A 9,946-nucleotide genomic window follows, 5' to 3' on the forward strand; every position below is an offset into this window, starting at 1 on the left:
CCCCCCCCCCCCCCCCCCCCCCCCGCGCCCGGCTCGTCGATCCGACCGGACGTGCCCAGCTGGCGATGGTGCTCGACCCCGTCCGCCTCGCCGCCTGCCGGCCCGATCGCGAGGGCCAGCACGGGATGGCGATGCGGGCGCTGCTCGCGCCGCTCGACCTCGCCGACGTCCCCGCGGCCGGCCTCGAGCACCACGACGTCGACACCTGGCACGACCTGGCCGCGCTCGCCGAGGGCGGCGCGCAGCAATAGGCAGCAGCAGCCGGCGCGCCCGATGCGCCGCGGGTCTTGCGGACCCCGGCCGCGGGTGCGCAGGCTGGTCGTCGTGAACCTCCACGACTGGATCGACGAGCTGTGCGACGTCCTCGACGTCGACGCCGAGATCGACGAGGGACTCGTGCTGGACCTCGCCCGCGTCGCCGCCCACCAGGTCGCCCGCCCCGCCGCCCCGATCACGGCCTTCGTGCTCGGGATCGCCGCCGCCACCCACGCTCCCGACGTCGACGTCGAGGACCTCGCCGCCCGCGCCCAGCGCCTCGCGGAGTCCTGGGACCGCCCCTCCGGCTCCCCCGACCCCGACGCCGCCCCCGACGTCGACGTGCCTGACGACTCCGCCATCGACCATTCCTCCGATGTGGGGGACCTGGTCTGAGGGGAGGGGCAGCTTCCCCGGATGTCCGGGGAAGCCGGACGTTGTCAGGGGAAGCCTCCCCCGACAACGTCCAGCTCTCCCTGACCTGATCGGCACCGGCGGGGTGACCGAGCGGGCCGACGCCTCCCCTAGCCTGGCCGCATGCGTGCCGTGATCGCCCAGGGGACCGGTGGTCCCGAGGTCCTCAGCGTCGGCGAGGTCGCCGACCCGACGCCCGCCGCGGGCGAGGTGCTGGTGAAGGTGGCCGCCGCCGGCCTCAACCGCGCCGACCTGCTGCAGCGGCAGGGCTTCTACCCGCCGCCGCCGGGCGCCTCGGAGATCATCGGCATGGAGTGCAGCGGCACGATCGTCGCGCTCGGCGAGGGCGTCGAGGGCCACGCGGTGGGCGACGAGGTGTGCGCGCTGCTGGCCGGCGGCGGCTACGCCGAGCTGGTGGCGGTGCCCGCCGGGCAGGTCATGCCGCTGCCGCCGGGCGTCGACCTCGTGACGGCGGCCGCGTTCCCCGAGGTCGCCGCGACCGTGTGGTCGAACGTGTTCATGGTCGCCGGGCTGCGCCCCGAGGAGACCCTGCTGGTGCACGGCGGCGCGGGCGGCATCGGCACCTTCGCCATCCAGGTGGCCGCCGCGCTGGGCGCCACGGTGCTGACCACGGCCGGCAGCGCCGCGAAGCGCGAGCTGTGCGAGTCGCTCGGCGCCACCCGCGCCATCGACTACCACGAGGAGGACTTCGTCGAGATCGCCCGCGAGCACGGCGGCGCGAACGTCGTCCTCGACAACATGGGCGCGAAGTACCTGGCCCGCAACGTCGACGCGCTCGCGCTCGAGGGACGCCTGGTGATCATCGGCATGCAGGGCGGGGCCCGCGCCGAGCTCGACATCAACGCGCTGCTGCGCAAGCGCGGCGCGGTCATCGCGACGTCGCTGCGAGCGCGTCCGGTGGAGGGCAAGAGCGCGATCTGCGCGGCCGTCGTCGAGCACGTGTGGCCGCTCATCGGCAGCGGCGCGATCAAGCCGCTCGTCCACGCGACGCTGCCGCTGGAGCAGGTCGCCGCCGCCCACGAGCTCATGGACTCCGGCGCCCACAGCGGCAAGATCCTGCTGACCCTCTGAGGCCGCCGCCCTCACCCGGCCGGCCCGACGCTGCGGCCCGGCCGATCCGTAGGGTGGGGTCATGAGCGAGCAGCAGGTCCCCGGTCAGCCCGAGCAGGAGCAGCAGATCGTCATCGTCGGCCCCGACGGCCAGCCGATGGCCGCTGTGCCGGCCTCGGCGCTGCAGGCCGCCGCCGCCCAGATCTCCGAGGGCGGCGAGGAGGACGGCGAGGGCGAGCGCAACATCACCGAGCTCGTCGAGCAGCCGGCGAAGGTCATGCGCATCGGCAGCATGATCCGCCAGCTCCTCGAGGAGGTGAAGGCGGCTCCGCTCGACGAGGCCAGCCGCACCCGCCTGCGCGAGATCCACGAGGCCTCGATCGGCGAGCTGAAGGCGGGCCTGGCCCCGGAGCTCGTCGAGGAGCTCGAGCGTCTGGCGCTGCCCTTCGCCGACGACGCCGCGCCCTCGGAGGGCGAGCTGCGCATCGCGCAGGCCCAGCTCGTGGGCTGGCTCGAGGGCCTCTTCCACGGCATCCAGACCGCCATCTACGCCCAGCAGATGGCCGCCCGCGCGCAGTTCGAGCAGATCCGGCGCAGCCTGCCCGCCGGCGGCGGCGTGCCCGGCGGCGCGCCGATGATGGGTCAGGCGCCCGAGGCGTCCTCCGACGACCAGCCCGGCACCGGCGGCCTCTACCTCTGAGTCCGCCAGGGCGGACGGGAGCCCGCGGGGGCGGTCAGCCCCGGCGCAGCCGCCGCACCAGCACCAGGCCGAGCAGCCCGACGAGCGCCAGCGCGGCGCCGGGCGCGGCCGCGCGGCTGGCCGACATCGGGGTGGCGTCGGAGACGCGGGTGAGCACCAGCGGCGACGGCTCCGGGGACACCGGGACGCGCGGCTCGCCGTAGATGTCCTTCAGCGCGCGGCGCAGGCCCGCGGTGGCCTCGCGCGTGCCGTCGTCCTTGGCGGCGGTCCACACCTCGCCGTCGGCGGTGGCGAAGAAGACGTAGGGCGTGTCGCGCTTGAGCTGGCCCAGCGGGCAGCCGTAGGGCGTCGAGGCGCGGGTGACGACGCGGACGTCGTCGGTGCTGATGCTGCCCTTCCACAGCGCGCTCACCCGCACCCGGTGGGTGACGGTGCGCGCGTCGCCGTCGCGGGCGATGGTGACGGCCTGGACGGTGCCGGCGAAGACGGCGTCGGCGTCACGCGCCGCGGTGGCGACGGCCGGGGCGGCACAGCCTGCGGCGGAGGCCGGGCTCGGGGCCACCAGGGTCGGGGCGCTCAGCGCGGTCGCCAGCAGTCCGCCGGCGAGGACGCGGCGGGCCAGGCGCCCCACGGCCGGGCGGCGGAGGGCAGGGAGGAGGCTGAGCACGGTGACCATCAGACCAGATGAGACCAGACGAGCGCCGCCGGGACCAGCCCGACGCTCCCCCGACGGGCGAGGTCGCCGCGGGACGCTGCGACCGGGATCACAGGCCGTAGAGCGCCGCGAGCACCCGGGCCACGCCGTCGTCGTCGTGCCCGGGGGCGACGTGCCGGGCGACCTCGCGCAGGCTCGGGTGCGCGTCGGCCATCGCGTAGGAGAGCCCCGCCCAGTCGAGCATCGGCAGGTCGTTGGGCATGTCGCCGAACGCGACGACGTCCGCGGCGCCCAGGCCGAGGTCGGCGCAGAGCAGCTCGAGGGTGGAGGCCTTGGTGACGCCGGGCGCGCTGATCTCGAGCAGCGTCGTGGAGGAGGACCAGGTGATCGTCAGCCGGCCCTGCGAGACCTCCTCGGCGCGATCCCAGAACTCCTGCGGGCCGAGCTCCTCGTGCCGCGCGAGCAGCTTGAGGACGCCGCCGTCGACCAGCTCGGCCAGCGGCGCGCGACGGGCGACGTCGGGGATGTGGGCGCGCTCCATGAACTGCGGCTCGAGGTTGATGCCATCGAGGTCCTCGATGGCGAAGGAGCTGCCGGGGACGGCCGCGCGCAGCTCCTCGGCGACGTCGAGCACGACCTGGGGCTCGATGGCGCGCACCAGGCGCGGGGCGTCGGCGGCGACGTCCCACACGGCCGCGCCGTTGGAGATGATCGCCAGGCCGTGCTCGCCGACGTGCTCGAAGACGTGGGCCGCCCAGCGCAGCGGCCGACCGGTGACGAAGACGACCGGGACGCCGCGCTGCTCCAGCGCGGTGAGCACCTCGCGGGTGTAGGGCGAGACGCTGCCGTCGGAGCGGACGAGGGTGCCGTCGAGGTCGGTGGCCACCAGCCGCGGCAGGGGCGCGTCGACCGGCAGGTCGATCGGCGGGTCGAGGGGGGTCTGCTCGCTCACGGGATCGGCCTCGCCATCACCAGGTGTCCTTCGTCGTCGCTGCCGCGCAGATCGGTGAAGCCGGCCTTGGCCAGCACCCGCAGGCTGGCGGCGTTCTCCGGCTCGGTGCTCGCCCGCACCCGCACTCCGAGGGCGTCGACGTGGCCCAGCAGGCCGCGCAGGGCCTCGGTGGCGAAGCCCCAGCCGCGCGCCTCGGTCACGAGGCCGTAGCCGACCTCGACCTCGGGGACGTCGTCGGCGGCCGGCTGCGGCGGTCCGAAGAACCCGATCGTGCCGAGCGCGGTGACGCCGCGGACGATGACGCGGGAGCCCCAGGGGTCGCCCTCGACCCACAGGCCGAACCCGTCGAGGTCGTCCTCGCGGGGGAAGTCGGGGTGGAACTCCGGACGCCGGACGCCGGCACGCAGATCGGCGACGAACGCGGCGTCGACCAGCGGCAGGCGCAGCCGCTCGGTGGTGATCATCGGCGGAAGGCTCACGCGCCGAACCACCGGTCGAGCTCCTGGGCGGCGCCGTCCTCGTCGACCGGGGCGGTGACGGCGTCGGCGGCCTCGCGCACGACCTCGACGGCCTGGCCCATGGCGACGCCACGGCCGGCCCAGCCGAGCATCTCGAGGTCGTTGCGGCCGTCGCCGATGGCCAGGGCGTCGGCGGCGGTGACGCCCAGGGCGTCGGCGACGATCTGCAGGCCGTAGGCCTTCGAGACGCCGACGGGCGCGAGGTCGAGCCAGGCCGTCCAGCCGACGACGTAGTCGATGCCGTGCAGACCGACGCGCTCGGCGAGGCCGAGGAACTCCTCGGCGGAGGCCGAGGGGTCGCGGATGATGACGCGGCTGACCGGCTCGGCGACGAGCTCCTCGACGGCGGCCACCACCATGTCGCCGCCGAGCTCGCCGTCGGGGAACGGCGCGCTGACGCGGTAGCCGACGCCGCGCTCCTCGACGGCCACGAGGGCGGTGGGGTGCTCGGCGAGGATCATCGCGACGGCCTCGGAGGCGTCGAAGGTCTCCTCGTGGACGACCCGCAGCGGCGGGTAGCGGAACACGACGGCGCCGTTGGAGGCGACGATCCAGGCGGGGTCGTCCTCGGTGCCGAGACCGAGCGCGGTGGCGACCTCGGTCATGCCGTCGGGCGCGCGGCCGCTGGAGAGCACGACGTGCGCGCCGGCGTCACGCGCCCGGCCCACGGCGTCGACGACGGCGGGGCTGAGCTCGGGCTCGGTGGAGCCCGAGCCCTCGCGCCAGCGCAGCAGGGTGCCGTCGATGTCGAGCGCCACCAGCCGGGGACGCCAGTCGGCCCCGGGCGCGGGGGCGCTCACGCGCCGGCGATCGGCTCGAGGACGTCGCGACCCAGCCACGGGCGCAGCGCCTCGGGGACCCGCACCGAGCCGTCGGCCTGCTGGTGGGTCTCGAGGATCGCGACGATGGTGCGCGTCATCGCGCACAGGGTGCCGTTGAGCGTGGCGACCGGCTTGACCGTGGTGGCGCCGTCGGCGGCGGGGTAGCGCCCGCGGATGTCGAGGCGACGGGCCTGGAACTCGGTGCAGTTCGAGGTGGAGGTGAGCTCGCGGTACTTGCCCTGCGTGGGGATCCACGCCTCGCAGTCGAACTTGCGGATGGCCGAGAGGCCGAGGTCGCCGGCCGCGACGTCGATGACCCGGTAGGCCAGCTCGAGCTTGCCGAGGAACTCCTTCTCCCAGGCGAGGAGCCGCTGGTGCTCGGCCTCGGCGTCGTCGACGTCGGCGTAGACGAACATCTCGACCTTGTCGAACCAGTGGACGCGGATGATGCCCTTGGTGTCCTTGCCGTGCGACCCGGCCTCCTTGCGGAAGCAGGGGCTGAAGGCGGCGTAGCGACGCGGCAGGCTGGCGGCGTCGAGGATCTCGTCGGAGTGGTAGGCCGCCATCGGCACCTCGCTGGTGCCGACGAGGTAGAGGTCCTCGCCCTCGATGCGGTAGACGTCGTCGGCGGCCTGGCCCAGGAAGCCGGTGCCGTCCATGGCGCGCGGACGCACCAGCGACGGGGCGATGACCTGGGTGAAGCCGGCCTCGCGGGCCTGCTGCATGGCGAGGTTGATGAGCGCGAGCTCGAGCTCGGCGCCGACGCCGGTGAGGAAGTAGAAGCGGCTGCCCGAGACCTTCGCGCCGCGGTCGAGGTCGATGGCGCCGAGCATCCGGCCGAGCTCGATGTGGTCGCGCGGCTCGAAGCCCTCGGCGGCGAAGTCGCGCGGAGTGCCGACGTGCTCGAGCACGACGAAGTCGTCCTCGCCGCCCGCGGGCGCGGCCTCGGCGGCCAGGTTCGGGATCGCGGTGAGCGCGGCCTGCCAGGCGGCCTCGGCGGCGACCTGCGCGGCCTCGGCCTCCTTGACCTCCGCGGCCAGCGCCTTGGTGCGCGTGAGCAGCGCCTGCTTCTCCTCGCCCTGCGCCCGCGCGACCTCCTTGCCCAGCGACTTCTGCTCCCCGCGCTTGGCCTCGAACGTGACGATCGCGGCTCGGCGGGCGGAGTCGGCGGCCAGCGCCTCGTCGACGACGGCGTCGGACAGGCCGCGCTTGGCCTGGGCGGCGCGGACGAGGTCGGGCTGGTCGCGGAGGAGCCTGGGGTCGATCACGGCCTCAGGCTATCCGGGGGTGCTACCGAGTTTCGGGGCGGCCGCGGCGGCGATGACCCGGCTGACCGGGTCATCGTCTGGTTGGCACGCGAGATGTCGGGTCACCAGCAGACAGTTCGCGTGCCACGTGCCGACCGGAGGGGCCCGGACGATCAGTACAGCGCGACGCGATCGGCCGGCGGGAAGATCTCGTCGAGGGCCGCGAGGTCGTCGGACGTGGGGGTCCAGGACGCGGCCTCGGCGTTGGTGCGGATCTGGTCGGGACGCGTGGCGCCGGCGATGACGCTGCCGACGCTGGGACGCGTGGCCAGCCACGAGATCGCGACCTGCAGCTCGGTGAGCCCGCGCTCCTCGGCGAAGGCGTGGAAGCGCGTCAGCTGCTCGCCCTGGGCGGTCTCGACGAGGTGCTGGCGCGTCATCGTCAGCCGGCTGCCCTCGGGGGCGCCCCCGCGGTACTTGCCGGTGAGCAGGCCGTTGGCCAGCGGGAAGTACGGCAGCAGGCCCAGCCCGAACGCCTCGCAGGCGGGCGCGACCTCGAGCTCGGCGCGGCGGTCGAGGAGGTTGTAGTGGTTCTGCGCGGAGATGAACCGGGTGCCGAGCGCACGGCCGAGGTGCTCGGCGTGGGCGATCTGCCAGCCGGAGAGGTTGGAGTGGCCGACGTAGCGGACCTTGCCGGCCGTGACGAGGTCGTCGAGCGCGCCGAGGGTCTCCTCGATCGGGGTGGCGGGGTCGGGGGTGTGCAGCTGGTAGAGGTCGATCCAGTCGGTGCCGAGGCGGCGCAGCGAGGCCTCGACGGCCCGCACGACGTAGCGACGCGAGCCGCGGGCGCCGAAGTCGGCGCCGTTCGCGCCGTCGGCGTCCATGCCGAACTTCGTGGCGAGGACGACGTCGTCGCGGCGTCCCTTCAGGGCCACGCCGAGCCGCTCCTCGGAGAGCCCGGGGCGTCCGCCGTAGATGTCGGCGACGTCGAAGAGCGTGACGCCGGCGTCGATCGCGGCGTGCACGACGGCGTCGGTGCCCTCCTGCGACTCGCTGGCCGTCCCCGGACGACCGAGGTTGTTGCACCCCAGCCCGACGACGGAGACGACCAGACCGGAGTGACCGAGACGACGCGTGGCGACCATGCCCCGAGCCTACGCACGGGCCGTGGTCGCCTCGACGGGCATACTTCCCCCGTGCTCGAGCGCTCCCGCACCACCCTCCTCGGCCTCGCCGGCGTCCTCCTGGTCGCCTTCGGGGTGCTGGCGGGGCTCGTGCGCGGGGATTGGCAGCCGCTGGTCGACCTCGACCACCGCGGCGAGCCGGCGTCCACCTGGGCGGTCGACGGCGGGCTGCACTCGCTGCTGCGCTGGGTCGAGCTCACCTTCGGCACCATCGGCATGACGGTGCTGACCGTCGTCCTCGTCGTGGCGCTGTGGACCCGCAACCACCGGCGCGCCGCCTGGCTCGTGCTCGGCGTCATGATCGTCACCAGCCAGGCCACCGCCTGGCTGAAGGTGTGGGTCGGACGCGAGCGGCCGCCGTGGCAGGACACCGAGACGCTGCTCAGCTCCAACGCCTTCCCCAGCGGCCACGCGTCGTCGATCACCGCCTTCGCGCTGCTGTGCGCGGTGATCGTGCAGATGCTGGTGCGCCGTCCGGGCGTGCGCCGCTGGACCCAGGTCGGGCTGGCCGTCGTCGTGCTGCTGGTGGGCCTGGACCGCGTGCTCCTGGGCCGCCACTACCCCTCCGACGTCGTCGGCGGCGTCCTGCTCGGTGCGGCGATCGTGCTGATCGGCCTCGCGGTCTGGTCGCCCCTCCCGGTGAGCCACGCGCTCAAGGCCGAGCCGCTGCCCGAGGCGTTCCCCTCGAACCGCCGCCTCGCGGTGGTGCTCAACCCGATCAAGGTCGAGGACGTCGACCAGTTCCAGGCCATCGTCACCTCGATGGCCCTGGAGAGCGGCTGGCTCGCCCCGAGCTGGCACCTCACGACGGTCGAGGACCCCGGCACCGGCATGGCGGAGGCCGCCGCCGTCGAGGGCGCCGACCTCGTCATCGTGTGCGGCGGCGACGGCACCGTGCGCGAGGTCTGCGCCGAGCTGGCCGGCACCGGCATCCCGGTGGGCATCATCCCGGCCGGCACCGGCAACCTGCTGGCCCGCAACCTCGACATCCCGCTCTACATCCGCGCCGCCATCGACGTCGCGCTCACCGGCCAGGACCGCGCCATCGACCTGGTCTCGGTCAGCGGCGACGGCATCGAGGACTCCCACTTCATGGTGATGGCCGGCATGGGCTTCGACGCCGCGATCATGGAGGGCGTCAACGAGGACATCAAGAAGCGCGTCGGCTGGCTGGCCTACGTGCTCTCGGCCCTGAAGTCGCTGATGTTCCCGGCCGTGCGCGTCGAGATCAGCGTCGACGGCGGGGAGTTCACCAAGCACCGCGCCCGCACGATCGTCGTCGGCAACGTCGGCTACCTGCAGGCCGGCATGCCGCTGCTGCCCGACGCCGCCATCGACGACGGCCGCCTCGACGTCGTGCTGCTGCACCCACGTCGGTTCCTGTCCTGGATCCCGCTGGCGGTGCGCGTGATGACGCGCCAGCGCCGCACCGACGACCTCGTCAACCGGATGACCGGCCGCACCGTCGTGCTGCGCGCCGCCACCGACACCCCCCGCCAGCTCGACGGCGACACCATCGGACCCGGCCGGGAGCTGCAGATGGAGTGCCTGCACGGCCGGGTGCTCGTCCGCGTGCCCCGCTGATCCGCGCTGATCCCCGCTGATCCCCGCTGATCCGGGTCATCCCGGCTCGCCACGCCCCGCGTGGCATGCTCGGAGTCCCGACGCGGCCCCGACCTGCCGTGCAGGAGTGGTGATGACGCACGCCGACCCGTGCACCGGACGCCCCGGACGACCCGGGCGCCTGGCATGAGCGCGCGCCATCGGGCCGCCGACCCGCCGCGCTACGCGCGACGTCGCCGGACCGATCCCGACGTCCCCGGCCTGCGCGGCCTCTCCCGGGCGATCCTCGGCCTGCGGGTGCTCGGCGTCCTGCTCCTGCTGCTCGCCGCGGCGGTCAGCGTCGGCGCGATCCTCGCGGGCTTCCGCGGGATCGACGTGCTCGGCGTCGAGGTCGACGGCACCCGCCGCGAGGGCCTGCTCGCCGTGCTGGTGGTGGGCCTGCCGGTGTGGCTGCTCTACGGGCTGGTGCAGGTCGGCCTCGAGATCGCCCGGCAGCGGCTGATCGCCCGACGCGAGCTGCGCGAGCGGCTGGCCACCGTGCACCTCGACGCGCTGCGTCGCCAGGG

At 74.5% G+C, this 9,946-nt stretch carries 12 protein-coding genes; 6 read left to right on the forward strand and 6 right to left on the reverse strand.

Going from position 1 to position 9,946, the window contains the following annotated elements; all coding sequences use genetic code 11:
• Positions 1 to 65 precede the first annotated feature (65 nt).
• From ACZDWJ_RS00635 to ACZDWJ_RS00650, 4 genes are all read left to right on the forward strand, one after another.
• Positions 66 to 251: a hypothetical protein gene (locus ACZDWJ_RS00635; RefSeq protein ID WP_463518973.1), complete on the forward strand. Its 186-nt coding sequence runs from the start codon at positions 66 to 68 to the stop codon at positions 249 to 251.
• A gap of 73 nt (positions 252 to 324) precedes the next feature.
• A complete protein-coding gene (locus ACZDWJ_RS00640) occupies positions 325 to 651 on the forward strand; it encodes a DUF6457 domain-containing protein (RefSeq protein WP_463518974.1) in 327 nt (108 codons plus the stop codon).
• 141 nt (positions 652 to 792) lie between these two features.
• Positions 793 to 1,761 carry an NAD(P)H-quinone oxidoreductase gene (locus ACZDWJ_RS00645; RefSeq protein WP_463518975.1) on the forward strand — a complete coding sequence of 323 codons (969 nt, stop codon included), beginning with the start codon at positions 793 to 795 and terminating at the stop codon, positions 1,759 to 1,761.
• 61 nt (positions 1,762 to 1,822) lie between these two features.
• On the forward strand, positions 1,823 to 2,440 hold the full coding sequence (locus ACZDWJ_RS00650) for a bacterial proteasome activator family protein (protein ID WP_463518976.1): 618 nt from the start codon (positions 1,823 to 1,825) through the stop codon (positions 2,438 to 2,440).
• Positions 2,441 to 2,474: 34 nt separating this feature from the next.
• On the opposite strand, the gene ACZDWJ_RS00655 is transcribed toward ACZDWJ_RS00650, so the two are convergent.
• From ACZDWJ_RS00655 to ACZDWJ_RS00680, 6 genes are all read right to left on the reverse strand, one after another.
• A complete protein-coding gene (locus tag ACZDWJ_RS00655) occupies positions 2,475 to 3,116 on the reverse strand; it encodes a hypothetical protein (protein ID WP_463518977.1) in 642 nt (213 codons plus the stop codon).
• An 88-nt stretch (positions 3,117 to 3,204) separates the two neighbouring features.
• Entirely contained in the window at positions 3,205 to 4,047 is an 843-nt protein-coding gene (locus ACZDWJ_RS00660; RefSeq protein ID WP_463518978.1) for an HAD family hydrolase, read from the reverse strand.
• Positions 4,044 to 4,526, reverse strand: a complete 483-nt coding sequence (locus ACZDWJ_RS00665; RefSeq protein WP_463518979.1) for a GNAT family N-acetyltransferase — start codon at positions 4,524 to 4,526, stop codon at positions 4,044 to 4,046. The genes ACZDWJ_RS00660 and ACZDWJ_RS00665 overlap by 4 nt, the downstream gene beginning before the upstream one ends.
• Positions 4,523 to 5,365, reverse strand: coding sequence for an HAD family hydrolase (locus ACZDWJ_RS00670; RefSeq protein WP_463518980.1), 843 nt, complete (start codon positions 5,363 to 5,365; stop codon positions 4,523 to 4,525). The genes ACZDWJ_RS00665 and ACZDWJ_RS00670 overlap by 4 nt, the downstream gene beginning before the upstream one ends.
• Entirely contained in the window at positions 5,362 to 6,654 is a 1,293-nt protein-coding gene (gene serS, locus ACZDWJ_RS00675; protein ID WP_463518981.1) for a serine--tRNA ligase, read from the reverse strand. The genes ACZDWJ_RS00670 and serS overlap by 4 nt, the downstream gene beginning before the upstream one ends.
• A 152-nt stretch (positions 6,655 to 6,806) precedes the next feature.
• Positions 6,807 to 7,778 (reverse strand): aldo/keto reductase, encoded by a 972-nt coding sequence (locus ACZDWJ_RS00680; RefSeq protein WP_463518982.1) that lies wholly within the window; start codon positions 7,776 to 7,778, stop codon positions 6,807 to 6,809.
• Positions 7,779 to 7,829: 51 nt separating this feature from the next.
• Here ACZDWJ_RS00680 and ACZDWJ_RS00685 point away from each other — a divergent pair, with 51 nt between their 5' ends.
• Positions 7,830 to 9,401, forward strand: a complete 1,572-nt coding sequence (locus tag ACZDWJ_RS00685) for a bifunctional phosphatase PAP2/diacylglycerol kinase family protein (RefSeq protein ID WP_463518983.1) — start codon at positions 7,830 to 7,832, stop codon at positions 9,399 to 9,401.
• Between the two features lie 165 nt (positions 9,402 to 9,566).
• Positions 9,567 to 9,946, forward strand: a 380-nt coding sequence (locus tag ACZDWJ_RS00690; RefSeq protein ID WP_463518984.1) for a hypothetical protein, incomplete at its 3' end; no start/stop codon positions are given.

Source organism: Nocardioides sp. B129/18 (assembly GCF_055282735.1).